This window comes from Salmonella sp. 741265073_HBA (assembly GCF_046569105.1).
Lineage (GTDB): Bacteria > Pseudomonadota > Gammaproteobacteria > Enterobacterales > Enterobacteriaceae > Salmonella > Salmonella enterica.
On record NZ_JBKFRY010000003.1, the window covers coordinates 354,493 to 380,608 of the forward strand.

General features: G+C 52.3%; 27 protein-coding genes and 1 riboswitch. Of the genes, 12 read left to right on the top strand and 15 right to left on the bottom strand.

The genetic code is table 11. From position 1 onward, the window contains the following. Positions 1-37: 37 nt before the first annotated feature. The 3 genes from ACLD3P_RS06600 to ACLD3P_RS06610 form a co-directional block, all read right to left on the bottom strand. A complete protein-coding gene (locus ACLD3P_RS06600; protein WP_000290594.1) occupies positions 38-619 on the bottom strand; it encodes a Slp family lipoprotein in 582 nt (193 codons plus the stop codon). A 71-nt stretch (positions 620-690) separates the two neighbouring features. Then, complete coding sequence (tsaB, locus tag ACLD3P_RS06605; RefSeq protein WP_001221017.1) at positions 691-1,386, bottom strand: tRNA (adenosine(37)-N6)-threonylcarbamoyltransferase complex dimerization subunit type 1 TsaB; 696 nt, start codon at positions 1,384-1,386, stop codon at positions 691-693. A 57-nt stretch (positions 1,387-1,443) separates the two neighbouring features. Continuing rightward, on the bottom strand, positions 1,444-3,354 hold the full coding sequence (locus tag ACLD3P_RS06610) for an ATP-dependent DNA helicase (protein ID WP_131046084.1): 1,911 nt from the start codon (positions 3,352-3,354) through the stop codon (positions 1,444-1,446). A 130-nt stretch (positions 3,355-3,484) separates the two neighbouring features. Here ACLD3P_RS06610 and ACLD3P_RS06615 point away from each other — a divergent pair, with 130 nt between their 5' ends. Further along, positions 3,485-3,829 (top strand): RidA family protein, encoded by a 345-nt coding sequence (locus ACLD3P_RS06615; RefSeq protein ID WP_131046085.1) that lies wholly within the window; start codon positions 3,485-3,487, stop codon positions 3,827-3,829. Positions 3,830-3,834: 5 nt separating this feature from the next. Here ACLD3P_RS06615 and ACLD3P_RS06620 read toward each other — a convergent pair whose 3' ends face one another. Then, positions 3,835-4,014, bottom strand: a complete 180-nt coding sequence (locus tag ACLD3P_RS06620) for a YoaH family protein (protein ID WP_000457328.1) — start codon at positions 4,012-4,014, stop codon at positions 3,835-3,837. Positions 4,015-4,094: 80 nt separating this feature from the next. On the opposite strand from ACLD3P_RS06620, the gene pabB reads away from it, so the two are divergent. The 4 genes from pabB (at position 4,095) to ACLD3P_RS06640 (ending at position 9,408) form a co-directional block, all read left to right on the top strand. Beyond that, on the top strand, positions 4,095-5,459 hold the full coding sequence (gene pabB / locus ACLD3P_RS06625) for an aminodeoxychorismate synthase component 1 (RefSeq protein WP_131046086.1): 1,365 nt from the start codon (positions 4,095-4,097) through the stop codon (positions 5,457-5,459). 3 nt (positions 5,460-5,462) lie between these two features. Beyond that, positions 5,463-6,041, top strand: a complete 579-nt coding sequence (locus ACLD3P_RS06630; RefSeq protein WP_000381543.1) for a CoA pyrophosphatase — start codon at positions 5,463-5,465, stop codon at positions 6,039-6,041. A 263-nt stretch (positions 6,042-6,304) separates the two neighbouring features. Further along, complete coding sequence (sdaA, locus tag ACLD3P_RS06635; protein WP_000624274.1) at positions 6,305-7,669, top strand: L-serine ammonia-lyase; 1,365 nt, start codon at positions 6,305-6,307, stop codon at positions 7,667-7,669. A gap of 137 nt (positions 7,670-7,806) precedes the next feature. Then, positions 7,807-9,408, top strand: a complete 1,602-nt coding sequence (locus tag ACLD3P_RS06640) for an EAL domain-containing protein (RefSeq protein ID WP_001192516.1) — start codon at positions 7,807-7,809, stop codon at positions 9,406-9,408. Between the two features lie 21 nt (positions 9,409-9,429). Here ACLD3P_RS06640 and yoaE read toward each other — a convergent pair whose 3' ends face one another. Together yoaE and ACLD3P_RS06650 are read right to left on the bottom strand one after the other, a co-directional pair. Further along, positions 9,430-10,989 (bottom strand): CNNM family cation transport protein YoaE, encoded by a 1,560-nt coding sequence (gene yoaE, locus ACLD3P_RS06645; RefSeq protein WP_000421815.1) that lies wholly within the window; start codon positions 10,987-10,989, stop codon positions 9,430-9,432. Further along, positions 10,977-11,309: a protein YoaL gene (locus ACLD3P_RS06650; RefSeq protein ID WP_011233029.1), complete on the bottom strand. Its 333-nt coding sequence runs from the start codon at positions 11,307-11,309 to the stop codon at positions 10,977-10,979. The genes yoaE and ACLD3P_RS06650 overlap by 13 nt, the downstream gene beginning before the upstream one ends. A 152-nt stretch (positions 11,310-11,461) precedes the next feature. On the opposite strand from ACLD3P_RS06650, the gene manX reads away from it, so the two are divergent. The 5 genes from manX (at position 11,462) to mntP (ending at position 15,640) form a co-directional block, all read left to right on the top strand. Then, positions 11,462-12,430 carry a PTS mannose transporter subunit IIAB gene (gene manX / locus ACLD3P_RS06655; RefSeq protein WP_000150523.1) on the top strand — a complete coding sequence of 323 codons (969 nt, stop codon included), beginning with the start codon at positions 11,462-11,464 and terminating at the stop codon, positions 12,428-12,430. A gap of 52 nt (positions 12,431-12,482) precedes the next feature. Beyond that, positions 12,483-13,283 carry a PTS mannose transporter subunit IIC gene (manY, locus tag ACLD3P_RS06660; RefSeq protein ID WP_000406918.1) on the top strand — a complete coding sequence of 267 codons (801 nt, stop codon included), beginning with the start codon at positions 12,483-12,485 and terminating at the stop codon, positions 13,281-13,283. A gap of 12 nt (positions 13,284-13,295) precedes the next feature. Then, entirely contained in the window at positions 13,296-14,147 is an 852-nt protein-coding gene (locus tag ACLD3P_RS06665; protein ID WP_001518647.1) for a PTS mannose transporter subunit IID, read from the top strand. Between the two features lie 58 nt (positions 14,148-14,205). Continuing rightward, entirely contained in the window at positions 14,206-14,664 is a 459-nt protein-coding gene (locus tag ACLD3P_RS06670; protein ID WP_000156280.1) for a DUF986 family protein, read from the top strand. A 196-nt stretch (positions 14,665-14,860) separates the two neighbouring features. Further along, a riboswitch (yybP-ykoY riboswitch) is annotated at positions 14,861-14,962 on the top strand. 111 nt (positions 14,963-15,073) lie between these two features. Further along, entirely contained in the window at positions 15,074-15,640 is a 567-nt protein-coding gene (gene mntP, locus ACLD3P_RS06675) for a manganese efflux pump MntP (RefSeq protein WP_001518359.1), read from the top strand. Here mntP and rlmA read toward each other — a convergent pair. The 6 genes from rlmA to mgrB all read right to left on the bottom strand — a co-directional run bounded on the left by rlmA (position 15,637) and on the right by mgrB (position 19,992). Continuing rightward, entirely contained in the window at positions 15,637-16,446 is an 810-nt protein-coding gene (gene rlmA / locus ACLD3P_RS06680) for a 23S rRNA (guanine(745)-N(1))-methyltransferase (RefSeq protein WP_000010925.1), read from the bottom strand. The genes mntP and rlmA overlap by 4 nt on opposite strands. Before the next feature lie 65 nt (positions 16,447-16,511). Then, complete coding sequence (ftsI, locus tag ACLD3P_RS06685) at positions 16,512-18,257, bottom strand: peptidoglycan glycosyltransferase FtsI (protein WP_000730322.1); 1,746 nt, start codon at positions 18,255-18,257, stop codon at positions 16,512-16,514. A gap of 219 nt (positions 18,258-18,476) precedes the next feature. Further along, complete coding sequence (cspE, locus tag ACLD3P_RS06690) at positions 18,477-18,686, bottom strand: transcription antiterminator/RNA stability regulator CspE (RefSeq protein ID WP_001062678.1); 210 nt, start codon at positions 18,684-18,686, stop codon at positions 18,477-18,479. A gap of 12 nt (positions 18,687-18,698) precedes the next feature. Beyond that, a complete protein-coding gene (locus ACLD3P_RS06695) occupies positions 18,699-18,842 on the bottom strand; it encodes a DUF2627 domain-containing protein (RefSeq protein ID WP_001537930.1) in 144 nt (47 codons plus the stop codon). Between the two features lie 648 nt (positions 18,843-19,490). Beyond that, complete coding sequence (locus ACLD3P_RS06700) at positions 19,491-19,778, bottom strand: YebO family protein (RefSeq protein WP_001667129.1); 288 nt, start codon at positions 19,776-19,778, stop codon at positions 19,491-19,493. 70 nt (positions 19,779-19,848) lie between these two features. Next, positions 19,849-19,992, bottom strand: a complete 144-nt coding sequence (gene mgrB, locus ACLD3P_RS06705) for a PhoP/PhoQ regulator MgrB (RefSeq protein ID WP_000714547.1) — start codon at positions 19,990-19,992, stop codon at positions 19,849-19,851. A gap of 157 nt (positions 19,993-20,149) precedes the next feature. Here mgrB and yobH point away from each other — a divergent pair, with 157 nt between their 5' ends. After that, on the top strand, positions 20,150-20,389 hold the full coding sequence (gene yobH / locus ACLD3P_RS06710) for an invasion protein YobH (protein ID WP_001236780.1): 240 nt from the start codon (positions 20,150-20,152) through the stop codon (positions 20,387-20,389). Between the two features lie 211 nt (positions 20,390-20,600). On the opposite strand, the gene kdgR is transcribed toward yobH, so the two are convergent. After that, positions 20,601-21,392 carry a DNA-binding transcriptional regulator KdgR gene (kdgR, locus tag ACLD3P_RS06715; RefSeq protein WP_001262195.1) on the bottom strand — a complete coding sequence of 264 codons (792 nt, stop codon included), beginning with the start codon at positions 21,390-21,392 and terminating at the stop codon, positions 20,601-20,603. Positions 21,393-21,567: 175 nt separating this feature from the next. On the opposite strand from kdgR, the gene ACLD3P_RS06720 reads away from it, so the two are divergent. Continuing rightward, on the top strand, positions 21,568-22,941 hold the full coding sequence (locus ACLD3P_RS06720; protein WP_411006462.1) for an MFS transporter: 1,374 nt from the start codon (positions 21,568-21,570) through the stop codon (positions 22,939-22,941). Between the two features lie 47 nt (positions 22,942-22,988). Here ACLD3P_RS06720 and htpX read toward each other — a convergent pair whose 3' ends face one another. Both htpX and prc read right to left on the bottom strand, forming a co-directional pair. Next, positions 22,989-23,870, bottom strand: a complete 882-nt coding sequence (htpX, locus tag ACLD3P_RS06725; protein ID WP_000984498.1) for a protease HtpX — start codon at positions 23,868-23,870, stop codon at positions 22,989-22,991. 192 nt (positions 23,871-24,062) lie between these two features. After that, positions 24,063-26,111, bottom strand: a complete 2,049-nt coding sequence (gene prc / locus ACLD3P_RS06730) for a carboxy terminal-processing peptidase (protein ID WP_001091241.1) — start codon at positions 26,109-26,111, stop codon at positions 24,063-24,065. Positions 26,112-26,116 lie beyond the last annotated feature (5 nt).

The following is a 26,116-nucleotide window of genomic DNA, read 5'->3' on the forward strand; positions in this document are numbered from 1 at the left end:
GACCAGCCGCTGTTTCTTTTATTGATAAAACAAAGGGTTACTCTGTTACTATCGTCTGAACCTCTGCGGGTCCAGGGTTATACCATCCCCAACCGCCATAGCCATAAGGCCAGGCGCGTCCGCCGTAAAACCACGGATCGATCGGCTGTGGAGGCATGACGACCTGCTGAACAAGATGCCAGCGTTTATAGCCGGTAGCCTGCATCAGCATAAATTTATACGGCGTATTGCCGATTTTACCGTCAACCGTGCCGGTTATCGGGCCGACAACGGTAACTAACTGGCCACGGAAGTCCACCGGGTCCAGAAAACCGTTCACATCGGCAAAAATTCTGCCGCGCGAGGCTTCGCCCAGAACAGGACGCGCGCCGCTATCGAGCGGTACGGTCGCGATTTCAAGCCGGGTTTTTCCCTGCTGATTTTGTACCGCCACAACTTTGCCGCCAAAACGCGCCTCTTGCCCGATATAGAGCTGCGGCGCATTCATCACCCGCACCAAATCCTGCTGCGGCGTCGGACTCGAACCTTTAATGGCATCCGGGATAGTCACGCAACCGCTCAGCATAAGCGCAAAAGCGCACGCCAGCGCCCCTTTTATTAACCGTTTTTGAACCGCCATGATGCGACTCCTTTTTCTCGACCTCTATTCCACCCCACAGCATAAAGTATGGGGGGTAATAGTAGTGAGAGTCATTCTTTGCCGGGAAGTTTCTTCCACGCCACTTCGTTACGCAAATAAACCGGCTCGGCATGTTCCACGGCAACGGTCTCTCCTGCCGCCAGCTTTTGACTGGCGATGGGCAACATATCTTCCGCTGCCGGGAGCGACACTTCCCCATCATGAAGCGTCAGGCCGCACTCCTTCGCCAGATCGGGCCAGGCGGACCAACCCGTTCCTACGGTCGCCCACTCGCCGGAAAGCTGTTTCAACCGCTCGCCGACCCGTTCCGGTTTCAGCACCGCTTCCGTCTCTTCGCCCTGCCAGACGCCCTGCGCATCACGCTGGTATTCCGCCCAGTACACTTCGCCCATCCGCGCGTCAATCGCAGCGAGTACGCGGGTCGCGCCGGTTTTACGCCACGCGCCCTGCGCCATCGTGGCAAGCGTCGAAACACCGATCATCGGCAGATTTGCCCCTAACGCCAGCCCTTGCGCAATACCAATGCCGATACGCACGCCGGTAAAGCTGCCCGGACCGCGCCCAAACGCCAGCGCATCTATCTCATTGAGCGAGACGCCGCTGGCGGCCAGAATCTCCTGCACCATGGGCAGGATACGTTGAGTGTGTTCTCGTGGACAAAGCTCAAAGTGAGCATTGATAGTACCGTTGTTCCACAGGGCGACAGAACAGGCCTCTGTGGCGGTATCGATAGCCAGAATTCGCATGAGGTTTCGTGCTTAGATCAATAAAATAGCGCGCATCTTACCATACTCCGTAACAAATTACTCGGCGGATGGAATCGCAAGAAAGCGAACGGCACGGGCGATATCACGCGTGCGCGGCGCAGGAGGCAGGCTGGCGAGAAACGTGGCGCCATAGGGCCGCATAACCAGCCGGTTATCACAAATCACTAACACCCCGCGATCGTCCGCATCGCGAATCAGCCGCCCTACTCCCTGCTTCAGCGTAATCACCGCGTCGGGCAGTTGAACCTCATCAAACGGATCGCCGCCGCGCAAACGACAGTCTTCCATTCGCGCTTTTAACAACGGGTCGTCCGGGGAAGTAAACGGCAATTTGTCGATAATCACCAAAGATAACGTATCGCCGCGCACGTCCACCCCTTCCCAGAAGCTGCTGGTGGCGACGAGCAGCGCGTTGCCGGCGCTAACAAATTGCTGTAACAGTTGGCCTTTACTGGTTTCCCCTTGCAACAATACCGGCAGCGTCATGGTGGCGCGAAACTGCTCCGCCAGATCGCGCATCATGGCGTGTGAGGTGCACAGCATAAAACATCGCCCGTTATTGGCTTCAATAATCGGCCTGAGCATAGCCGCCAACTGTCGCGCCGCGCCGGGCTGGTTGGTTTGCGGTAGGTTACGCGGTACGCAGAGTAACGCCTGGCGCGTATAGTCGAATGGGCTGGGCAGTAGCATGGATTCTGCCTGCTCAATTCCCAGACGGGCGGTAAAGTGGTGAAGATCATCATTTACCGACAACGTGGCCGAGGTAAAAATCCAGCTACCGGGCTTCTGTTCCATCACTTCTTTGAATTTGTCCGCCACGGTGAGCGGCGTCAGCGCCAGGGTGAAATGGCGCGAGGTGCACTCATACCAGTAGCTGTATCCCCGCTGATTGATCTCTTTTAAGCGTTTCAGCCGTGAACGGTATAGCGTGGCGCGTTCAAAAGCCGCATCCAGCAACGCCGAACGGCCCAGCGACAGTTTCGCCACGTCGTAACAAAGCTCCAGCGTATCATCCAGCAGTAAAAATGCCCGTTGGATATGTGAGTCGGCTAACAGTTCACGCAAATTTCCCCGGTAGCCGGGCTCCCCCAGTTGCAGACGAAAATCCTGTGCGATCTGGGCAAGGCGATCGGCGCATTTTTGCAACTGCTGAGTGTCTTTCAGTTCCGTCCGGTAGGCGATGGTGATGTCTTTTGCTAAATCCAGTAACTGACGGCTGGAGAGCGATTGTCCGAAATACTGGCTGGCGATATCAGGCAGTTGGTGGGCTTCATCGAAGATCATTACTTCAGCCTGAGGGATAAGTTCGCCAAACCCGCTCTCTTTAACCACCATATCCGCAAGAAAAAGGTGGTGGTTTACAATCACCACATCCGCGTCCATCGCCTTTTTACGCGCTTTCACCACAAAGCACTCTTTGTAGAGCGGGCAATCGCTGCCAAGGCAGTTGTCGTTGGTACTGGTGACCAGCGGCCAGGCCTGGGAATCTTCTGCCACGCTGACGCAGGTGCTGATATCGCCATCCCGCGTCTGATTTGACCAGGAGCGCAGCAATATCACGTCGCTTAACGTTTGTACCGGTAAATCGCCGCCCGCCAGCGCTTGTTGTTCCAGACGCTCCAGGCAGAGGTAGTTTGAACGTCCTTTCAACAGGGCCGTCTTACCGGTAAACGCCAACGCTTTTGCTACCGTCGGCAGATCGCGGCTGTAGAGTTGATCCTGCAACGCTTTCGACCCGGTCGAAATAATGACTTTTTTCCCGGCGCGCAACGCCGGAGCGAGGTAAGCATAGGTCTTCCCGGTTCCGGTGCCGGCTTCAACAACCAAAGGCTGCGCATTTTCAATCGCTTGTGTCACGGCAACCGCCATTTGTCGCTGTGGTTCGCGCGGTTTAAAGCCGGTTATCGCTTTGGCCAGTTGGCCATCTGCTGCAAAATCGTCCGTCACACTGCCCCCTGTTAATTTGCACAGGGATTATGTCAGGGTAGAAAGGCTTACGCCAGTTACAGAGGTGACGGCGGCGCCACATTGTGGCAGTCTTGAACCATTCAAATGAAAAGCAAATGAGGAATAAGTAATGTCTATCGTGCGTATTGATGCCGAAGATCGTTGGTCAGACGTGGTGATCTACAATAATACGCTGTGGTATACCGGCGTGCCGGAAAACCTGGACGCCGATGCTTTTGAGCAAACGGCGAATACTCTGGCGCAAATTGATGCGGTGCTGGAAAAACAGGGCTCCAGTAAGTCACGTATTCTGGATGCCACTATTTTCCTGATTGATAAAGCGGATTTTGCCGCCATGAATAAGGCGTGGGATGCGTGGGTCGTCGCAGGCCATGCGCCGGTACGCTGTACCGTACAGGCCGGGTTGATGAACCCGAAATATAAAGTTGAGATTAAGATTGTCGCGGCGGTATAAGCCGGTTATTCGTCTTCATCCTCAAAACGCGCCACTATCCGTTCGCCGGTATGGTTGGCGCGAAGTTCGCCCGCCACCTGGGCAATCGCTTCTCCGCTGCTCATACCTTGCGACATCAATTCCTGGATACGTTCTACGGCTTTTTGCTGTTGTTCATGACTGAGTGAAGGTAAACCTGCAAACATGATTAACTCCTGCTAAATTGTTAGCGCTAATTATTTCACGCTACCCGGCGGTAAGCCAGTAGTGTTGTAACGAGTCAGGAATGATGAAGACGTTATCTCCCACTGTTATCACCTTACCCTGGCGTCCGGACGCCGCTGAACACTATTTTGCGCCCGTAAACCATTTGCCCTGGGCGATGCTGCTGCATTCAGGTGATGCTATTCATCCCTATAACCGCTTTGATATTTTGGTCGCCGATCCTGTCACCACACTGACCACGCGCGCGCAGGAAACCACGGTATGTACTGCGCGCACGTCCACCGTCACTCTCGACGATCCGTTACACGTTTTGCAGACTCAACTGGAGGCGCTGCCTTTTCATCCTCAGCCTGACCCTGACTTACCCTTTCAGGGCGGCGCGCTGGGTCTGTTTGGTTATGATTTAGGGCGGCGTTTCGAAATTCTGCCCGATACTGCCGCGCGCGATATCGTTTTACCCGATATGGCGATTGGCCTTTACGACTGGGCGCTGATTGTCGATCACCATAAACAGGTAGTGTCGCTGATAAGCTATCACGATGCAGACGCCCGATATCGCTGGCTCACCAGCCAGCGCGCGCCGACCCGCACGCCCTTCAGGCTTACCTCGGCCTGGCAATCCAATATGACGCGTTGCGAGTATGGCGAGAAGTTTCGTCAGGTGCAGGCCTGGCTGCACAGCGGGGACTGCTATCAGGTCAATCTTTCCCAGCGTTTTCAGGCGAGCTACGAGGGTGATGAGTGGCAGGCTTTCGAACGCCTTAACCGCGCAAATCGCGCCCCGTTCAGCGCCTTTCTTCGTTTACATGACGGCGCCATATTGAGCCTTTCTCCCGAGCGTTTTATCCAACTGGAGAACGGTCATATTCAGACGCGCCCGATCAAAGGTACGCTCCCACGGCTTAACGATCCGCAGGCGGATCGTCAGCAGGCGCAGAAACTGGCTAATTCAATGAAAGATCGCGCTGAAAATTTGATGATCGTCGATTTGATGCGTAACGACATTGGCCGGGTCGCCGTGCCGGGTTCGGTGAAAGTGCCGGAACTGTTCGTCGTCGAACCATTTCCTGCCGTTCACCATCTGGTTAGCACCATTACTGCCCGTTTACCGGACTCGCTTCATGCCACCGACCTGCTGCGCGCGGCTTTCCCCGGCGGCTCCATTACCGGCGCGCCTAAAGTGCGGGCAATGGAAATTATCGACGAACTGGAGCCGCAGCGACGCAACGCCTGGTGCGGTAGCATCGGTTATCTGAGTTTCTGCGGCAAGATGGATACCAGTATTACTATCCGCACCGTCACGGCAACGCAGGGCCAACTCTATTGCTCAGCCGGCGGCGGTATCGTGGCCGATAGCAACGAAGAAGCGGAATATCAGGAAACTTTTGATAAAGTTAATCGTATCCTGCCCCCACTGGAGAACTAATACGTGGATACCAGCCGTCTGACGCTCGATCATTTCTTATCGCGCTTTCAGCTTTTGCGCCCGCAGATGACTCATGAAACGTTGAACCAACGTCAGGCCGCCGTACTGATCCCTGTGGTTCGCCGCCCCCAGCCGGGGCTGCTGTTGACCCAGCGGGCTATTCATTTGCGCAAACACGCCGGACAGGTCGCCTTTCCCGGCGGGGCCGTGGACAGTACCGATGCTTCGCTTATCGCCGCAGCGCTTCGCGAAGCGCAGGAGGAAGTCGCCATCCCGCCGCAAGCCGTGGAAGTGATTGGCGTTTTACCGCCGGTAGACAGCGTGACTGGTTTTCAGGTCACCCCGGTGGTCGGCATTATTCCGCCAAATCTCCCCTGGCGCGCCAGTGAAGACGAAGTGTCTGCGGTGTTTGAAATGCCGCTGGCGCAAGCGTTGCAACTGGGTCGATATCATCCGCTTGATATTTACCGTCGCGGCAATTCGCACCGCGTATGGCTCTCCTGGTATGAGCATTATTTCGTCTGGGGCATGACCGCAAACATTCTTCGTGAGCTGGCGCTGCAAATCGGCGTAAAGCCCTGACTGTACACAACGCCATTCACGTTGCCTCAAGGTGGTAACAATCGCCTCCCCCAAAGAGGCAGCCTGAAGGGCAACGTGTATATACTTAACTTTACGCGCGCAAGACACGACTTGAGATTACTGTCGCAATATTAGTAAAAACGCGGTTATTCATTAGTTTAATTCATGTGAATAGTTAAGCTGATGCCAGCGTTCCCTCTTACACTATGCGCAGTTATAACATCGTAACCGGAAGCCCCGGTTGCCCTGTCAGGAGTATTATCGTGATTAGCCTATTCGACATGTTTAAGGTAGGGATTGGTCCCTCCTCTTCCCACACTGTTGGCCCGATGAAGGCCGGTAAACAGTTCGTCGATGACCTGGTCGAAAAAGGATTACTGGATAACGTTACCCGCGTCGCTGTCGATGTCTACGGCTCGCTGTCGCTGACGGGGAAAGGTCACCATACCGATATCGCCATTATTATGGGTCTGGCGGGTAATGAACCCGCTACCGTGGATATTGATAGTATCCCCGGTTTTATTCGCGACGTCGAAACGCGCGAGCGTCTGTTACTGGCCCAGGGACGTCACGAAGTCGACTTCCCGAAAGATGACGGAATGCGTTTTCACAACGGCAATTTGCCGCTGCATGAAAACGGGATGCAGATCCACGCCTGGCATGACGACACTGTCATTTATAGCAAGACGTACTATTCCATCGGCGGCGGCTTTATCGTTGATGAAGCGCATTTCGGCCAGGAAGCGACGAATGAGGTTACTGTACCTTATCCGTTTAAATCGGCGAAAGAAATGCTGGAGTATTGCAACAGTACCGGCCTTTCACTCTCCGGCATGGTGATGCAAAACGAACTGGCGCTGCATAGCAAGAAAGAGATTGAAGAGTATTTCGGTCACGTCTGGCAGACCATGCAGGCCTGTATTGATCGCGGTATGAATACCGAAGGCGTGCTGCCGGGGCCGCTGCGCGTACCGCGTCGCGCCTCTGCGCTGCGTCGTATGCTGGTTTCCAGCGATAAGCTTTCCAGCGATCCGATGAACGTCATTGACTGGGTGAACATGTTTGCTCTGGCGGTGAACGAAGAGAACGCCGCAGGCGGCCGCGTCGTGACGGCGCCAACCAACGGCGCGTGCGGCATCGTTCCTGCGGTACTGGCTTACTACGACCATTTTATTGAGTCTGTCAGCCCGGATATTTACACCCGCTACTTCCTGGCGGCAGGCGCTATTGGCGCGCTGTATAAGATGAACGCGTCTATTTCCGGCGCGGAAGTCGGCTGTCAGGGCGAAGTCGGGGTCGCCTGTTCGATGGCGGCGGCAGGCCTTGCTGAACTGTTGGGCGCCAGCCCGGAACAGGTTTGCGTTGCCGCTGAAATCGGCATGGAGCATAACCTGGGGCTGACCTGCGACCCGGTTGCCGGTCAGGTGCAGGTGCCGTGTATCGAGCGTAACGCCATTGCTTCGGTTAAAGCGATCAACGCTGCGCGTATGGCCATGCGCCGAACCAGCGCGCCGCGCGTCTCGTTGGATAAAGTCATTGAAACGATGTACGAGACCGGAAAAGACATGAACGCAAAATACCGCGAAACGTCGCGCGGCGGGCTGGCCATTAAAGTCCAGTGTGATTAAACGCCGTTTCCTCTCCCTTCGCCCATCTGCTACGGATGGGCGAAATTTTTATCTCTTCCTCGTCGACTCCACGTTTCCCCACTACACTTGCTGTGTCGCGGTTGGCTTTTGTCGCCAACGCTTATTGGGCGGCCCGCATGCAAACAGCACAACGGATCATCAATCATTATCGCCGTAATCGTTTCATTGTTTGCACGATTTGTGCACTGGTCACGCTCATTCTTACGCTGAGCATCCGATTTATTTCGGAGCGGAACTTAAATCACCATCGCACGGTTGCATTCGCGAATCATGCCGTTGATGCGCTGGATAATGTGCTGCATCCTCTCCTGGTCGGACGAAACATACTGCTACCCTTGCTTGAGCTTCCGTGCGCGACCGCGCATTTGCCGTTGCGTAAGCAAGCCGCCCGCCTGCAAACCATTCGTTCTATCGGACTGGTGAAAGAAGGAATTCTCTACTGCTCAAGCATTTTTGGCGCCCGTAATACTCCCATACGCCAGCTTCAGCCTGATCTTCCCGCAGCCGGCGATCTGCTGCTACTTTCCACGGATCACTCGTTACTCAAGGGAAGCCCGATCCTCATTCAGTGGTATCCCGCCTCTGCCGATGGTCAGGATGGCGTGATGGAAATTGTGAATATTGGCTTGCTGACGACCATGCTACTTGAGCCGCAGCAGCCGCAAATTACCAGCGCCAGCCTGACGGTCGGCAAACGGCACCTGTTATATGGTCGGGGCGTGGTCGATACTCTTCCAGAATTAAAAAAAGATGAAGAGCGTTACCAGCTTTCATCGCGGCATTTCCCTTTTACTATCAGCGTCAGCGGGCCGTCGGCAGGCGTACTGGCGTTCAAACATCTCCCGACACAGTTACCGCTGGCCGTATTGCTTAGCCTGTTGATCGGTTATATCGCCTGGCTGGCGACGGCCAGCAGAATGAGCTTTTCCTGGGAGATTAATCTGGCCCTTGCCGAACGGGAGTTTGAGCTATTTTGTCAGCCGTTGCTTAATGCCCGCACGCAGCAGTGTACCGGCGTTGAGATCCTGTTACGCTGGAATAACCCGCGCCAGGGCTGGATCTCACCGGATGTTTTTATTCCTATCGCCGAGGAGCATAACCTGATAGCGCCGCTGACCCGCTATGTGATTGCGGAAACCATTCGGCAGCGGCACTACTTCCCCATCAACCATCAGTTTCATATCGGCATCAATGTGGCGGCAAGCCATTTCCGACACGGCGTGCTTCTCAAAGATCTTAATCAGTACTGGTTTAGTGCGGAACCTGTTCAGCAACTGGTGCTGGAGCTCACGGAACGCGACGCGTTGCTTGACGTTGATTACCGCCTGATGCGCGAGCTGCATCGTAAAGGTGTCAAGTTAGCCATCGATGATTTTGGCACAGGAAACAGCTCGCTCTCCTGGTTGGAAAAACTGCGGCCGGATATTTTGAAAATCGATAAATCCTTCACCGCCGCCATCGGTACCGATGCGGTCAATTCAACGGTGACCGATATTATTATCGCGCTGGGGCAGAGACTGAATATTGAACTGGTGGCGGAAGGGGTCGAAAACCAGACGCAGGCACAGCATTTGCGCCAGCATGGCGTGCAAATGTTACAGGGCTATCTCTATGCGAAGCCGATGCCCATTAGCGAATTTCCACAGTGGCTGGCGGGCAGCGCGCCGCCGCCCGCCCGGCATAACGGACAGATTATGTCCGCGATGCCGCATCTATAGACTTGATTCCTGCGTGTGACGTTATTCCTCTTCGTCGTGGGCAGGCTGTTCTTTAACAATCCGCACCAGATCGACACGGTAGTCGTTGGCCTCGACAATGGTGATCCGCAGGGGCGGAACATCAATGACATCGCCAACACGAGGAATATGGCCATTAGCGGCGATCACTAACCCCGCGACCGTCGCAATATCGCCCTCTTCGTTCACCAGATGGTCAACTTCCAGCGCCTGCTGTAGCGCATGGAGATCGGTGCCGCCCTTCACTATCCAGCCCTCGGCATCGGCAACGATTTCCGGCGTTTCATCGGCATCCGGGAACTCACCGGCAATCGCTTCCAGCACATCCAGCGGCGTAACCAGCCCCTGCACCACGCCGAACTCGTTAGTGACGATAACGAAACTGCCGCGCGCGCGACGCAAAACGCCTAACAGATTGATAGGATCAAGCGTTTCCGGCACCACTATCGCCGGGGAAGACGCGGCGATAGCCGCAACGTCCGCGCCCTCTTCCAGCGCCACCAGCAACTCTTTCGCCCGAACGATACCGATAATTTCATCCAGCTCGCCCCGACATACCGGGAACAGGCTATGCGGAGAAGAGAGTAACTGCTGACGGATTTCAGCTACGCTGAGATTCGCATCCACCCAACTAATTTCGCCTCGCGGCGTCATAATGCCGCGCAGGGAGCGCGACGCCAGAGTCAGTACGCCGTTAATCATGTAGCGTTCTTCTTCGGCGAAGGCGCCTTCCGACACCGATATCGCGGCCGGGCTATCCGTCTCATGTTGCGTACTCGCCTGGCGTTTACCGCCCATCAGACGCAGGATAGCGTCCGCAGTACGCGCGCGCAGCGGCAACGTGGACTGATGACGAATAAAGTTGCGGCGCGCAATCTGGTTAAACACCTCGATAACGATCGAGAAACCAATTGCCGCGTACAGGTAGCCTTTCGGAATATGGAAACCAAACCCTTCCGCCACCAGGCTCAAGCCGATCATCAGCAGGAAACTCAGACAGAGCACCACCACCGTCGGATGCTGGTTGACAAAACGGGTCAGCGGTTTTGACGCCAGTAGCATCACCGCCATCGCAATCACCACCGCCGCCATCATAACCGGCAGATGGTTTACCATACCTACCGCCGTAATCACGGCGTCCAGCGAGAAGACCGCATCCAGGATGACAATCTGCGTGACTACCACCCAGAAGCTCGCATAGCCTTTACCGTGTCCGGTGTCATGCTCGCGGTTTTCCAGACGTTCATGCAGCTCGGTGGTCGCTTTAAACAGCAGGAATATACCGCCCAGCAGCATAATTAAATCGCGGCCGGAGAAGGTAAAATCCCAGACGGTAAAGAGCGGCTTTGTTAAGGTCACCAGCCACGAAATAATGGACAGCAGCGCCAGACGCATAATCAGCGCCAGCGAGAGCCCGATAAGACGCGCTTTGTCACGCTGCTTTGGCGGCAATTTATCGGCGAGGATCGCGATAAAGACCAGGTTATCGATACCCAGAACAATTTCCAGGACGACGAGCGTGAGTAAACCCACCCAAATTGAGGGATCCATTAATAATTCCATGACAAGCTCCTGCTTAAGGAATGACTAAACGGCGCCCACAACATCTCAAAGGATGCAGGCGGTAACGCAATAAACAAAGTAAGGCTATGGCAAGATATGCCAGATTGACAGGCGCAAAACGGCCAAAGAGTGAAATGACGTCGGTGACGATCCATACAACGGGCTGCTGCCCTATACCCCATTCTAATTAAACGGAAGCTAAACATAACAGAGACAACTGGTTTTTGGCAAAGATTTACCTTCCTTTGCAAAGAGATGTAACCAGGATATTTTACACTTCGAAATTTCTCATTATCGAAAACAAAATTACGGATCTCCATCACACAAAATATTTTTTTCGATATCTAAAATAATTCACGAAAATCATGCGTTTTTCGTTGTAACCCTCATCTGAATCGATTCGCTTGCGGACGGCGATTCAAAAAATACATCTGTCAAATTGATGTGTTGACAATAATAAAGGAGGTAGCAAGTGACCATTGCTATTGTTATAGGCACACATGGTTGGGCTGCAGAGCAGTTACTTAAAACAGCCGAAATGCTGTTAGGCGAGCAGGAAAACGTCGGCTGGATCGATTTCGTTCCAGGCGAAAATGCCGAAACGCTGATCGAAAAGTACAACGCTCAGTTGGCTAAACTCGATACCAGTAAAGGCGTGCTATTTCTCGTTGATACATGGGGAGGCAGTCCGTTTAATGCTGCCAGCCGCATTGTCGTCGATAAAGAGCGCTATGAAGTTATTGCCGGCGTCAACATCCCGATGCTGGTCGAAACGTTTATGGCTCGTGACGACGATCCGAGCTTTGACGAGCTGGTCGCACTGGCGGTAGAAACCGGTCGTGAAGGCGTAAAAGCGCTGAAAGCGAAACCGGTAGAAAAAGCCGCGCCAGCGCCAGTCGCCGCCGCGCCAAAAGCGGCCACGCCGGCAAAACCGATGGGCCCGAATGATTATATGGTTATCGGGCTTGCCCGTATTGATGACCGCCTCATTCACGGTCAGGTCGCTACCCGCTGGACCAAAGAGACCAATGTCAGCCGTATTATTGTTGTGAGCGATGAAGTCGCGGCGGATACCGTACGTAAAACGCTGCTGACGCAAGTTGCGCCGCCGGGCGTTACGGCGCATGTGGTTGACGTCGCGAAGATGATTCGCGTCTACAATAACCCGAAATACGCCGGTGAACGCGTGATGCTTCTGTTTACCAATCCTACCGACGTCGAGCGCATCGTTGAGGGCGGCGTGAAAGTCACTTCCGTGAACATTGGCGGTATGGCCTATCGTCAAGGTAAAACGCAGGTGAACAACGCCGTTTCCGTCGATGAAAAGGATATCGAAGCCTTTAAAAAGCTCAACGAGCGCGGCATCGAGCTTGAGGTGCGTAAAGTTTCCACCGATCCGAAACTGAAAATGATGGATTTAATTGCCAAAGTGGCGAAATAACCGCCGGCATTTAATTAGCTTTCACACTTAAGATAGCAATAGGAGAAGTACAATGGAGATTACCACTCTTCAGATTGTGCTGGTGTTCATCGTCGCATGTATCGCAGGTATGGAGTCGGTACTTGATGAATTTCAGTTCCACCGTCCGCTGATCGCCTGTACCTTAATCGGCGCCGTTCTGGGGGACATGAAAACCGGTATTATCATCGGCGGTACTCTGGAAATGATCGCTCTGGGCTGGATGAACATCGGTGCTGCCGTTGCGCCTGATGCCGCACTGGCGTCCATCATCTCTACCGTTCTGGTCATCGCCGGGCATCAAAGCATTGGCGCCGGTATCGCGCTGGCGATTCCGCTGGCGGCGGCAGGCCAGGTACTGACCATTATCGTTCGTACCATCACCGTGGCATTCCAGCACGCAGCGGACAAGGCGGCTGAAAACGGCAACCTGACGGCGCTCTCCTGGCTGCACGTTTCTTCTCTGTTCCTGCAGGCAATGCGTATCGCTATCCCGGCGGTTATCGTTGCCATCTCCGTAGGCACCAGCGAAGTACAGGGAATGCTGAATGCGATTCCTGAAGTCGTCACAGGCGGTCTGAACATCGCTGGCGGCATGATCGTCGTGGTTGGTTATGCGATGGTTATCAACATGATGCGCGCAGGCTACCTGATGCCGTTCTTCTACCTCGGTTTCGTCACCGCGGCTTTCACAAACTTCAACCTGGTCGCACTGGGTGTCATCGGCGCAGTGATGGCTATTCTTTACATCCAGCTGAGCCCGAAATACAACCGTGTAGCAGGCGCGCCTGCAGCGGCTGCTGGCAATAACGATCTCGACAACGAACTGGACTAACAGGTGAGCGAAATGGTTGATATGACTAAAACTACCACCGAGAAAAAACTCACTCCGAGCGATATTCGCGGCGTATTTCTTCGTTCTAACCTGTTCCAGGGGTCATGGAACTTCGAACGTATGCAAGCGCTGGGCTTCTGCTTCTCTATGGTGCCAGCGATTCGTCGCCTGTATCCGGAGAATAATGACGCGCGTAAACAGGCGATTAAACGTCACCTGGAGTTCTTTAACACTCATCCTTACGTTGCGGCGCCGGTACTGGGCGTGACCCTGGCAATGGAAGAAAAGCGTGCGAACGGCGCAGAGATTGACGATGGCGCTATCAACGGTATCAAAGTCGGTCTGATGGGACCGCTGGCAGGCGTCGGCGACCCTATCTTCTGGGGTACCGTCCGTCCGGTATTCGCGGCGCTGGGCGCAGGTATTGCGATGAGCGGCAGCCTGCTTGGTCCGCTGCTGTTTTTCATCCTGTTTAACCTGGTGCGTCTGGCGACCCGTTATTATGGCGTGGCTTATGGCTACCGCAAAGGCGTCGATATCGTTAAAGATATGGGCGGCGGCTTCCTGCAAAAACTGACTGAGGGGGCGTCAATCCTCGGCCTGTTTGTCATGGGGGCATTGGTTAACAAGTGGACGCATGTGAATATCCCGCTGGTGGTCTCTACCATCACCGGTCAGGATGGTCAGACACGCGTTACCACCGTGCAAACCATTCTCGACCAGCTGATGCCGGGGCTGGTTCCGCTACTGTTGACCTTTGCCTGTATGTGGCTGCTGCGTAAGAAAGTTAACCCGCTGTGGATTATCGTGGGCTTCTTCGTCATCGGTATCGCCGGCTACTCCGTGGGACTGCTGGGCCAATAAGGCTGTTGTACACTACCGGGGCCAAACGGCCCCGTTTTTTTATTTCTCTGGAGGATAAATGACTATCACGGACCTGGTGCTGATTCTCTTTATTGCCGCATTATTGGCTTACGCTCTCTACGATCAGTTCATCATGCCCCGTCGCAATGGCCCCACTCTGCTTTCTATAGCCCTGCTCCGCCGTGGTCGCGTAGACAGTGTTATCTTCGTTGGGCTGGTCGCCATCCTTATTTATAACAACGTAACCAGCCACGGAGCGCAGATGACCACATGGTTATTAAGTGCGCTGGCGTTAATGGGGTTTTATATATTCTGGATCCGCACGCCACGGATCATCTTTAAACAACGTGGCTTTTTCTTCGCCAATGTCTGGATAGAATATAACCGTATTAAAGAGATGAATTTATCGGAGGACGGCGTACTGGTGATGCAATTAGAACAACGACGCTTGCTTATCCGTGTACGCAATATCGACGATCTGGAAAAAATATATAAGCTTCTTATTGAAAATCAATAACCTAAGATATAGCCTCAACTATGTTTTTCGAATTTTATTTCGAATCATAATATAGCTAAGGCTATATTTTCTATTGACCAATTGTTATTTAATTTAACGTTTTATTGATGAAAAAATCTAAATGAAAATCGTTTTCAATTAGAAGGCAAATAATATTTTATCTCTGTTGTTTTATATTCTAAAAATATGTTAATGTTGCGCCGTCAATTGGGGAGTAGCCGATTTCCAGACTCCGGAAATGTACGCGTCAACATACTCGTTGCAAAACGTGGCGCGTACGGACCAGCCGCCGCTGGTCAGGCGAGACCATAGGCGCATCAACTGCTGTGTATTTCGTCACAGAATGGCGACATGCATGTTTGCTGGGGGCAGTGATGTGTTTAATGGATACCCCGGTCAGGACGTTGTCATGCACTTTACTGCTACTGTTCTTCTCGCTTTCGGCATGTCGATGGATGCTTTCGCGGCATCAATTGGCAAAGGCGCCACCCTACATAAACCCAAATTCTCAGAAGCGTTGCGTACCGGCCTTATCTTTGGCGCGGTTGAAACGCTGACCCCGTTAATCGGCTGGGGGCTGGGGATATTGGCGAGTAAATTCGTTCTGGAATGGAACCACTGGATAGCCTTTGTTCTGCTGATCTTTCTGGGCGGACGCATGATCATCGAAGGTATCCGCGGCGGTAGTGATGAAGATGAAACACCGTTACGCCGCCACAGCTTTTGGCTATTAGTCACGACGGCTATCGCGACCAGCCTTGATGCGATGGCGGTTGGCGTCGGTCTGGCGTTTTTGCAGGTAAACATCATCGCAACCGCATTAGCTATCGGTTGCGCCACGCTTATCATGTCCACCCTCGGAATGATGATCGGTCGCTTTATCGGCCCAATGCTGGGTAAGCGTGCTGAAATTCTCGGCGGGGTCGTACTGATAGGAATTGGCGTCCAGATCCTCTGGACGCATTTTCACGGTTAACGGTTACGCTGCCAGAGATGAAGGTTGAAATCCGTCTGGCAGCTAAGTCCGGTGCTGGCGGCCAGTTGTTCCCACACTTCTGGCCTGGCGCGCCAGGCAAATGGCGTCATTTGCAACAGTGCTACAGCCGCTTCGGCGGTGAGCTGCATGTGATAAGCAAGGCGGGTACTCTGTTGCAATGTGAATCCGTCGAGCTGCTCGGTATACGGCGCATGTAAACGCACCTCATCATAAATGAGCCCTTTTAGTTCCATCAGATGATGCGGTCCAGGCGTGGCGGTAACGACCCAACCACCAGGTTTCACCACGCGCGCCAATTCCTGCGCCTTACACGGGGCGTAGATTCTGATCACCGCATCCATTGACGCATCGGCAAAGGGCAGTCGATGGCTTGACGCCACACAAAACTTCACCTGCGAATAGCGCTTCGCCGCCGCTTTGATCGCCGTTTTAGCAACGTCCAGTCCAAACGTGGTGACTCCCGGCAACGCCTCGGCAAAAGCATGAGTGTAATACCCCTCGCCGCAGCCGATATCCAGAATCGCCGTGGCCGACTGATCCAGCCGCTCGCGCAACAGGTTAATCACCGCATCGCGCAGCGGCTGATAATGGCCCGCATCAAGAAACGCTCTCCTCGCCTGCATCATTTCGGCGCTGTCGCCCGGATCGCGCGAACGTTTATGCTGTACCGGCAGCAGATTGATGTAGCCCTCTTTCGCCACATCAAACTGATGGCGCTGTGGGCATATAACGCTGTTATTAATCTGCGTAAGCGGCTGATGGCAAAGCGGACAGGTAAACGACATGACAACTCCGGACTGAGGCGCTAAAGGGCGCAAGTGTAACGCGAATTGCGCCCCGGGAAAATCCTTTACGAGCCCGGAACCGCAACGTGGCTGCCATGCATCACCAGAAGGTGATCTGAATCGGCTGGCATACCGTCTGGCTCAACATTTTCCAGCCGCAGCACATCGCCCATGATCTGGCTGAATACGGGCGCAGATACCGCGCCGCCATAATAAGCCCCATTTTGTGGATTATTAATCACCACCACCAGTGCAAACCTGGGGTTACTTGCCGGCGCGACGCCTGCGGTATATGCCACATACTTATCGACGTATTTACCATCATCGCCAATTTTTTTCGCCGTCCCGGTTTTGACCGCAATACGGTAGTCTCTTACTGCGGCTTTTGTTCCGCCGCCGCCAGGCAACGCGACGCTCTCCATCATATGTTCCACCTCGTGCACCAGTTCTTCCGGCATTACCCGCGTGCCGATCACGGGCGGATCAACTTTGGTGATCGATAACGGACGGTAGATACCAAAGCTGCCAATCGTGGCATAAACATGCGCCAGTTGCAGCGGCGTCACCATTAATCCATAGCCAAAAGCGAAGGTAGCGCGATCTAAATCACTCCAGTAACGGCGTTTCGGTAATAACCCGCTGCTCTCTCCGGTGAGACCCAGTCCGGTAGGCACGCCGAAACCAAAGCTTTTATAAGTATCCATTAATTTCTGCACCGGCATCGCCAGAGAAAGGTGAGAAACGCCGGTATCGCTGGATTTTTGCAAAATGCCGGTTAATGTCAGTTCCGGATAGTAACCGACGTCGCGGATACGGTGTCCATCGAGAGTAAAAGGATGGGTATCGATAACGCTGTCCGGCTGCACGATGCCCTGCTGTAACGCAGTCATAATGACCAATGGCTTCACAGTAGAACCGGGTTCGAAAGTGTCGCTAATCGCGCGGTTACGAAAATCGTCCAACTGCGCGCCTTCACGATTGTTCGGGTTGAAATCCGGGTAGCTCGCCATCGAGAGAATTTCACCCGTTGGGATGTTAATCAATACGGCAGCGCCGGATTCCGCTTTGTTCCAGATGACGGCGTTATCCAGCGCATCTTCGGTAACCGTTTGCAGACGTTCATCAATGCTAAGCTGAAGTTCATGAGCAGGAACCGGATTCACTTCCGTAATGTTCTCAATAACGTGACCAAATTTATCTTTACGCACCAGTCGGGAGCCCGGTTTTCCCGTCAGTTGCGCGTTAAAGCTTTTTTCAATACCTTCTATTCCCTGCCCGTCGATATTGGTAAAGCCGATCAAATTGGCCGCTACGTGTCCGGCAGGGTAAAAACGGCGCGACTCTTCCCGCAGGTTAATACCCGGTAGATTCAGTTTATCTATCCATTCGGCTTGCTGGGGTGAAACCTGGCGCGCAAGGTAGATAAAACGGCCTGCCGGGTTACTGTTTACCCGTTCCGCAAGCGTACTGAGCGACAGATGTAAGGCGCTGGCCAGCGCCTGCCAGCGCTCATTGTAGCCAACGCCGCCTTTGCTTATGATAGTCTTCGGATCGGCCCAGACAGCATTAACCGGAACGCTCACCGCTAAGGGTCGCCCTTCTCTGTCGGTGATCATGCCGCGTGGAGAGGCTGTGGTCACTTCACGAAGCGAGCGCATATCTTCTTGTTTCACCAGTTTCGACGGCGTAACAATTTGCAGCCATGCCACCCGCCCTAACAACAATGCCATACTGAGCAGAATGGCAGTGCAAAGTAGTGCAAAACGTATGGGCGTAAAATTACGGGTATCGCCGTCGCTTTTCTTTTTCACCTGATCTCCAGCCGAATCATTTTTCAGGTGATTGATTTAACGGGAAACGGACGGAAAAACCAGAAAAAACAATGCTAATAACATCGCGCCTTTGCAACAAATCGCTAACGAGAGCGCATCCAGACACATTTTGAAGGATATTGAATTAAAAAGCCCCGCTTTTAGCGAGGCTTTATATCTGAGGCTGACGCGACAAACGCATCAAATCAGTGGTGTCAATCAGATAGCTGTTACGTTAACAGCAGCCGGACCTTTCTGGCCGTCCTGAATTTCGAACTCAACGTTCTGGCCTTCAGCCAGAGTTTTGAAACCATTGCCCTGGATAGCGGAGAAGTGTACGAACACATCTTTGCTGCCGTCAGCCGGAGTAATGAAGCCAAAACCTTTGGATTCGTTGAACCACTTAACTTGACCTTTAATCTTTGCCATTTGCAAAATTCCTTAGAGTGTTTTCTTTGCCCGTAGGCATAACATAGATAAAACTGAGACATTACTGCTTGAGGCACTAATATAAGGTTCGGCAGAGAAGCGGTATTCAACGTCAACGTGTTTACTCAGGACTTCTTTACTGAAAATGCCACACATAAACAGAACTGTACCTCGTTTAACCCAAAGCCTGTTATCACATACAACGTTAATTATGGCAAGCCATTTTTAAACGTGTCTCGATCCGTCGCACAAATTACGAGAACCTTCACAAATTGACAGCACGTTTATGCAACAAAGTTGCGAAAGATATATCCTCACGCGCTGACGGACTCCTGACAACGTCACTGCTGAAAAGCCATTTTTCTACCATAGCTCAATAACTTCGCTTCTTCCAGTGCATCAAATCACATTTAAAAGCTGTATTTTTCATATCACTTTCTATGCTGAGTTATGCATAAATTGTCACAATGATAAAAAACACCTTTTAATCAAAATAATAGAAAAAAAAAGCGATTTTCGACACCGCTTTTTGTGATGTTCTGCGTCTTTACAGAATGCCTTAAAATAATGAACAAACAATGACAATCCATAAAGAGAGAGAAACGTTTCGCTTTTAATAGAGAATGAGCGGTATCACAAAAATGCCATATGTCCTTTTGTTATACATATAAAACTATGTTGCATATAAAGCCATATATTATGTAAGGCGTTGATGCCGTAGTATCAGTTGCAAACGGCAACGCGGAGAGATCCGACGGGGAAATGGGGCGTATGGCACTGGCGCCATTTGCGCCCCGGTAAGCATTATCGTTCTGCAACCAGACGAATGATGTCCTCATCCTCTTTTGGTTCGCTTGCCGCTGTTGCGGGTTCCGCTTCTTTTTCTGGTTCGTTTGCTTCGCAAAGGCGACGTAACAACGCGTTTTGCCGCTTCTGTTGATCCAATAACGCTTCGAGCAGTTCTATCTGCTCGTTGGCACGGGAACTTGCCCGGTTGACAAAGAACCAGAGCACCAGCCCCACCACCAGAACCACCATTGATACTATTAAAGATGCAAGAGAAAACGCACCAGAGTTTAAAACGTCGTTCATTTCACCACCTCAATGTAGAGACGTCATTCTACCACTGCTACACGGGAAGGAAATCTCTGGTGTAAAACGTTTACCAGGGAATAAATTTATTGATGGCGCAAATACCGCTGAAAAATTGTACATCCTGATCGCACATGATATTAAACACCTGCGCCCACAGCAACAGGCATACTACCACCACGATGCCGAGAACGACCCATCGAAATTTTTTCACTCCACTCTCCGATCTTACATCTTATGTCGCTAAATTATCATGAGTTACTTAAACCAGGAGTAACTGTAGCGGCATTATATGTTTTTAGGAATGATTCACTTGTTTCAATCAATGTACACGCTACTCTTATTCTAACTAAAAAAGAAAAGAGGTAGTAATGCGTTTGATCATTCGCGCAATTGTATTGTTTGCCCTGGTGTGGATAGGCCTGCTGATGAGCGGCTATGGCGTCCTGGTGGGAAGTAAAGTGAACGCTGCGGGGCTGGGTTTACAGTGCCATTACCTGACCGCACGCGGCACCAGCACGGCGCAATATCTCCATACCAACAGCGGCATTATTGGCTTTTCCGACTGTCCCATTTTCAGAAAAATCGCCACCGTGGTGGATAATGGCTAAGCGGCAATAAATAATTTCACAGTGAAACTATCGCCAATAATTCCCCTATATTGGCTGTTGTTCATAAGTACTGTTAAATAATATTTTAATAACCGTTAAATAAGCCGACAGATATTATCTACTTTTACGATTTCATCCCACCCGATGTTATAAAAAAAGCAGCTACATTTTTCGTAGCTGCTTTTTTTTAACGTCATGCTAATAACGTTGCTTAGAAGGGATAATCGTTGTAACCCATTTGTTCAGAAATTTTACGCGCGGCGGCGTGTAACATAGCCACATATTCCTGTAGGCGTTCTTCTGAAAAACGCAGCGTCGGGAACGAAATGCTTAACCCTGCGATGACTACGCCAAAACGGTCAAATACCGGTACGCCGATACAACGTAACCCTTCTTCCTGTTCTTCGTTATCTTCACCGTAGCCTTGCGCACGCACTTCATCCAACAGCGGCAACAACGCTTCAGTGCTGGTAATCGTGCGTCCAGTGCTTTGCTTATACTCTACGCCGTCGAGAATCTGCTTAACCTCATCACGGTCGCGCCAGGCCAGAAGCACTTTACCGATGGCCGTACTGTACAGCGGATTACGACGCCCAATACGTGAGTACATCCGCAGATTGTACATAGAGTCAATTTTATGGATATAGACAATGCTGTCTTCATCCAGCGCGCCAAGATGGATAGTTTCTTTTGTCAGACGAGACAGTTCGCGCATCTGAATGTCCGCACTGCGGATGAGATCAACATTTTGCAACGCTCGCGCGCCCAACTCAAACAGCTTTAGCGTCAGAGAGTATTTTTCAGACTCCCCCTCCTGAGCCACGTAGCCCAGCGTTTTCATGGTTTGCAAAAAGCGATAAACGGTGCTTTTCGACATCATGACGCGCTGCGATAGCTCGGTAATCCCTATTTCACGCTCTTCACCCAGCGCCTGCAGAATGCCGAAAACTTTCAGCACAGAAGATACAGAATCAGGCTGCTTATCCAGATCTGCGTTTGCCATTTATCACCTCATTACGAGCGTTTTATAAAATTCAGAACGAGTTTTTATTATAATTTCACGCCAGGTCGCCCGCAATCCATCTTTGCTTACTTCGTTACAAATCTGCGACATAACAACTCAGTATTAATGCTAACATTATTATTCAGCTCATAATTCCCCTTATTACAAAATACTTATGGAAAAAACACGGGCCGATGGCCTGCCCCTCCCGCAGAGATACGGCGCTATCCTGACGATTATTATCGGTATTTCGATGGCGGTTCTGGATGGCGCAATCGCTAATGTCGCGCTGCCAACCATTGCGACTGATTTACATGCCTCCCCTGCCAGCTCTATCTGGATTGTCAATGCGTACCAAATCGCCATTGTCGTCTCACTACTTTCCCTGTCTTTTTTAGGCGACATGTTTGGTTATCGCCGGATCTATAAATGTGGTTTAGTGGTATTTCTGCTTTCATCATTGTTTTGCGCGCTTTCAGACTCGCTGCAGATGCTGACGCTGGCGCGCATCGCGCAGGGATTTGGCGGCGCGGCGCTAATGAGCGTAAACACGGCGCTGATTCGTCTTATCTACCCCCAGCGTCATCTGGGACGAGGCATGGGAATTAACTCTTTTATCGTCGCAGTCTCTTCCGCCGCGGGTCCGACGATCGCCGCGGCGATTTTGTCCATCTCATCATGGAAATGGCTGTTTCTGATTAATGTCCCGTTAGGTATCATCGCGTTAATTCTGGCCATACGCTTTTTACCAGCAAACATCGCCCATGACACTAAGCCGCGCTTTGACTTACCGAGCGCGGTAATGAATGCGCTCACATTTGGCCTGCTGATTACCGCATTGAGCGGCTTTGCCCAGGGACAGTCGCTAACGTTGATTGGCGCAGAGCTGCTCGTTCTGGTCGTGGTCGGGTTTTTCTTCGTGCGCCGCCAGCTTTCTTTGCCCGTCCCCTTGTTACCCATCGACTTGTTACGCATTCCGCTTTTTTCACTCTCGATCGGCACGTCAATTTGCTCGTTCTGCGCGCAAATGTTAGCCATGGTCTCGCTACCTTTTTATCTGCAAACCGTGCTGGGCCGTAGCGAAGTAGAAACCGGCCTGTTATTGACGCCCTGGCCGCTGGCAACGATGGTGATGGCGCCGCTGGCGGGACACCTGATAGAACGTCTTCATGCCGGTTTGCTGGGGGCGCTGGGAATGGTGATAATGGCAGCCGGGTTGTTTGCGCTGGTCATGTTGCCAGCCTCCCCCTCCGATCTGAATATTATCTGGCCGATGATCCTTTGCGGCGCAGGGTTTGGCCTGTTCCAGTCGCCGAATAATCACACCATTATCACTTCCGCGCCGCGTGAGCGCAGCGGTGGCGCCAGCGGGATGCTGGGCACGGCGCGACTGTTAGGCCAAAGTACTGGCGCCGCGCTGGTAGCGCTGATGTTGAACCAGTTTGGCGATAGCGGTACGCATCTTTCGCTGCTCGCAGCGGCGATCCTGGCGACTCTCGCGGCGGTAGTGAGCGGTTTACGTATTACGCAACCACGCGTTCAGGCGTAAAAAAAGCGCGTCATTCGACGCGCTTTTCATACTTGCCAGTGGGCTTATTATTTCAGGTACTCGCCGCTACGCAGCGCTTCAATGCGTTTATCCAGCGGTGGGTGCGTCATAAACAGCTCGCTTAACGATTTCGATTTACCGTTAATACAAAACGCCATCATGCTGGTCGCTTCTTGCGGCTCGTAGCTGGTTTTCAGGCGCTGCAACGCGGCAATCATTTTTTCACGGCCAACCAGCTTCGCCGATCCCGCATCGGCATGAAACTCACGGTAACGGGAGAACCACATGGTGATAATGCTCGCCAGAATACCGAAGACCAGTTCCAGCACCGTCGCAACGGCGAAATAGATTAGCGGATTACCGTTACTTCCTTCGCCCTCATCACGGTTGCCGCCCAGAAAACCAGCGGCAATTTGCGCGATAATGCGCGAAATAAAGATAACGAAGGTGTTAACCACCCCCTGAATCAACGTCATCGTCACCATATCGCCATTGGCAATATGGCTGATTTCATGCGCAATGACGGCTTCCGCTTCGTCAGGGCTCATGTTTTGCAACAAACCGGTGCTCACAGCGACCAATGAGGCGTCACGGCGTGCGCCCGTCGCAAACGCGTTAATGTCCGGCGCATGGTAGATAGCAACCTGCGGCATGGCGATACCGGCCTGGCGCGCTTGCGTTGCTACGGTGTTCATCAACCAGCGTTCTCTTTCATTGCGAGGCTGTTCAATAACTTCCCCTCCTACGGATTTTAACGCCATCCATTTGGACATCAGCAATGAAATAAAAGAACCGCCAAAACCAAACAGCAGCGCCATGATCAGCAAGCCTTGCACGCTGCTCGACTGTATCCCTGTCAGGCTCAGAACCAGCCCGAAAACGACCATCACGGCCAGGTTCGTCAGCAGGAAGAGCGCGATTCGCATCATAATTTTCTTTTAACCTCAATTTAACAAAGCGCACTATGCGATTACCCACATCGTATGGGTCTTATGGCTATTTTCAAGCATCACCAGGCGGTAAGTCACGAGAAAAACACAACTTTACATTTTGTAGCATTATCCTGACGACTTCTGCGCTTGTTAAAAAAAACAGGCACAATTTTTTGTGCCTGTTTAGCGTTACTTATTGGCAGCCGCCTGCTCCGCTGGTTTTTCTTTTTCAAGATGCGCCAGATCCAGAGCAATCTTCACCGTTTCATCGAGGTACGGGTCCGGCTCCTGGTAATCCTTTGGCAGATCGTCCAGTTTCTTCAGCAACGGTTTACCCTCACGTTTAAACCGATCGTTAATACGCGCCAGACGCAGAGCGTCTTCTTCATTGTTCTCTTTCTCACGCTGCGCATAATTCAGAGAGACAATGTTGCGCTTATCCTTCATGGCATTGAAACGTGCGATATCCTTCATGATGTACTGGAACTCAGGATCTTTGGCGATACGCGCGTTGTGTTCTTTCAATAATTCCGGGCCAAACGGGGCCAAATCATCCGATTTCACGTACTTCGCCGCATCAATGCTATCCCACGGCAAGGCGTTATCTTCAAATTTTTCTCCGGTTTCCGTCTCTTCATTGCCAGTCGGCATGATGATATCCGGCGTGACCCCTTTACGCTGCGTACTACCGCCGTTGACACGGTAAAACTTCTGAATGGTGTACTGCACCGAACCCAGCGCAGGCCATTCCGGGCGAAGCATCTGATCGTAAATTCGGTTTAGCGAACGATATTGTTGTACCGTCCCTTTACCGAAGGTCGGCTCACCGACAATCAGCGCGCGCCCATAATCCTGCATCGCGGCAGCAAAGATTTCCGATGCCGAGGCACTGAAACGATCGACCAGCACCACCAGCGGGCCTTTGTAGTAGACCACGCCGTCGGTGTCGCTATCCTCACGCACTTTGCCGTTATTGTCGCGCACCTGAACTATCGGACCAGAAGGGATAAACAGACCGGAAAGCGAAACGGCTTCCGTCAGCGCCCCGCCGCCGTTTGAACGCAGATCGATAACGATGCTGCTAACGTTCTGTTTTTCCAGCTTCTGAAGCTGAACTTTGACATCATCGGTCAAGCCAACATAGAAGCCTGGAATATCCAGTACGCCAACTTTTTCCTTGCCGACGGTTTTCACCGACATTTTAACCGCGCGATCTTCAAGACGAATCCGTTCACGCGTCAGCGTGATAATACGCGTTTTCGTCCCTTTACCAGCCGGCAGTATTTCCAGTCGGACCTTGCTGCCTTTTGGCCCTTTGATCAGCGCCACCACATCGTCAAGACGCCAGCCAATGACGTCGACCATCGGTTTTCCGGCCTGCCCTACGCCAACGATACGATCGCCGACGCTAATTGACTTACTCTTCGCTGCCGGGCCGCCGGCGACCAATGAGTTAATGACAGTATAATCGTCATCCATTTGCAGCACCGCGCCGATACCTTCCAGAGACAGGCTCATTTCGGTATTAAACTGCTCGGTATTGCGGGGAGAAAGATAATTCGTATGCGGGTCGATTTCACGCGCAAAAGCGGTCATCGCCAGCGAGAACACATCTTCACTGTTGGTCTGCGCCAGGCGACGAATAGCGAATTTGTAGCGACGCGTCAGCGTTTCGCGAATTTCTTTGTCGCTCTTGCCGGTGAGTTTCAGACTGAGCTCATCGAATTTCACTTTACCATCCCACAGCGCATTTAGCTCAGCCTCATCTTTCGGCCAGGGCGCTTTACTGCGGTCCAGGTTAAACGTATCGTTTCCGGTGAAATCCATTGGCCGCTCCAGCACTTTTAGCGCGTACTGGTAACGTTCAAACCGGCGCTTTTGCGCCAGGTTATAAAGATCGTAAAAAACATCCAGCTTACCCGTGCGCAGCTCATCGCCCAACACGGTTTTCTTTTTCGCAAACTGCTCGACATCGCTCGCCAACAAAACGTTGTGGCTATAGTCGAGAAGATTCAGATAGCGATCAAAAATCTTTGCCGAAAATGCCTCATCCAGATCGAACTGGCGATAGTGGGAGCGGGTAAAACGCGACGTTACTCGCTCGCTCACCGTCGCATGTTGCGTCTCTTCCTTTAGTACGGGAATTTGATCGGCACGCGTAATATCTTCCACGGCGAAGGACTGGCCTGCTAATGCAAGCAGGCCAGCTAACGCGGTAAGCCTAAAAAAAGTGTTCATGCCAG

Coding starts and splice junctions, on each gene's coding strand:
- ACLD3P_RS06600 (WP_000290594.1), bottom strand. CDS start 619: ATGGCGGTTCAAAAACGGTTAATAAAAGGGGCGCTGGCGTGCGCTTTT.
- tsaB (WP_001221017.1), bottom strand. CDS start 1,386: ATGCGAATTCTGGCTATCGATACCGCCACAGAGGCCTGTTCTGTCGCC.
- ACLD3P_RS06615 (WP_131046085.1), top strand. CDS start 3,485: ATGTCTATCGTGCGTATTGATGCCGAAGATCGTTGGTCAGACGTGGTG.
- ACLD3P_RS06620 (WP_000457328.1), bottom strand. CDS start 4,014: ATGTTTGCAGGTTTACCTTCACTCAGTCATGAACAACAGCAAAAAGCC.
- pabB (WP_131046086.1), top strand. CDS start 4,095: ATGATGAAGACGTTATCTCCCACTGTTATCACCTTACCCTGGCGTCCG.
- ACLD3P_RS06640 (WP_001192516.1), top strand. CDS start 7,807: ATGCAAACAGCACAACGGATCATCAATCATTATCGCCGTAATCGTTTC.
- yoaE (WP_000421815.1), bottom strand. CDS start 10,989: ATGGAATTATTAATGGATCCCTCAATTTGGGTGGGTTTACTCACGCTC.
- ACLD3P_RS06650 (WP_011233029.1), bottom strand. CDS start 11,309: ATGGAGATCCGTAATTTTGTTTTCGATAATGAGAAATTTCGAAGTGTA.
- manY (WP_000406918.1), top strand. CDS start 12,483: ATGGAGATTACCACTCTTCAGATTGTGCTGGTGTTCATCGTCGCATGT.
- ACLD3P_RS06665 (WP_001518647.1), top strand. CDS start 13,296: ATGGTTGATATGACTAAAACTACCACCGAGAAAAAACTCACTCCGAGC.
- ACLD3P_RS06670 (WP_000156280.1), top strand. CDS start 14,206: ATGACTATCACGGACCTGGTGCTGATTCTCTTTATTGCCGCATTATTG.
- mntP (WP_001518359.1), top strand. CDS start 15,074: ATGCACTTTACTGCTACTGTTCTTCTCGCTTTCGGCATGTCGATGGAT.
- rlmA (WP_000010925.1), bottom strand. CDS start 16,446: ATGTCGTTTACCTGTCCGCTTTGCCATCAGCCGCTTACGCAGATTAAT.
- cspE (WP_001062678.1), bottom strand. CDS start 18,686: ATGGCAAAGATTAAAGGTCAAGTTAAGTGGTTCAACGAATCCAAAGGT.
- ACLD3P_RS06695 (WP_001537930.1), bottom strand. CDS start 18,842: ATGTGTGGCATTTTCAGTAAAGAAGTCCTGAGTAAACACGTTGACGTT.
- ACLD3P_RS06700 (WP_001667129.1), bottom strand. CDS start 19,778: ATGAACGACGTTTTAAACTCTGGTGCGTTTTCTCTTGCATCTTTAATA.
- yobH (WP_001236780.1), top strand. CDS start 20,150: ATGCGTTTGATCATTCGCGCAATTGTATTGTTTGCCCTGGTGTGGATA.
- kdgR (WP_001262195.1), bottom strand. CDS start 21,392: ATGGCAAACGCAGATCTGGATAAGCAGCCTGATTCTGTATCTTCTGTG.
- ACLD3P_RS06720 (WP_411006462.1), top strand. CDS start 21,568: ATGGAAAAAACACGGGCCGATGGCCTGCCCCTCCCGCAGAGATACGGC.
- htpX (WP_000984498.1), bottom strand. CDS start 23,870: ATGATGCGAATCGCGCTCTTCCTGCTGACGAACCTGGCCGTGATGGTC.
- prc (WP_001091241.1), bottom strand. CDS start 26,111: ATGAACACTTTTTTTAGGCTTACCGCGTTAGCTGGCCTGCTTGCATTA.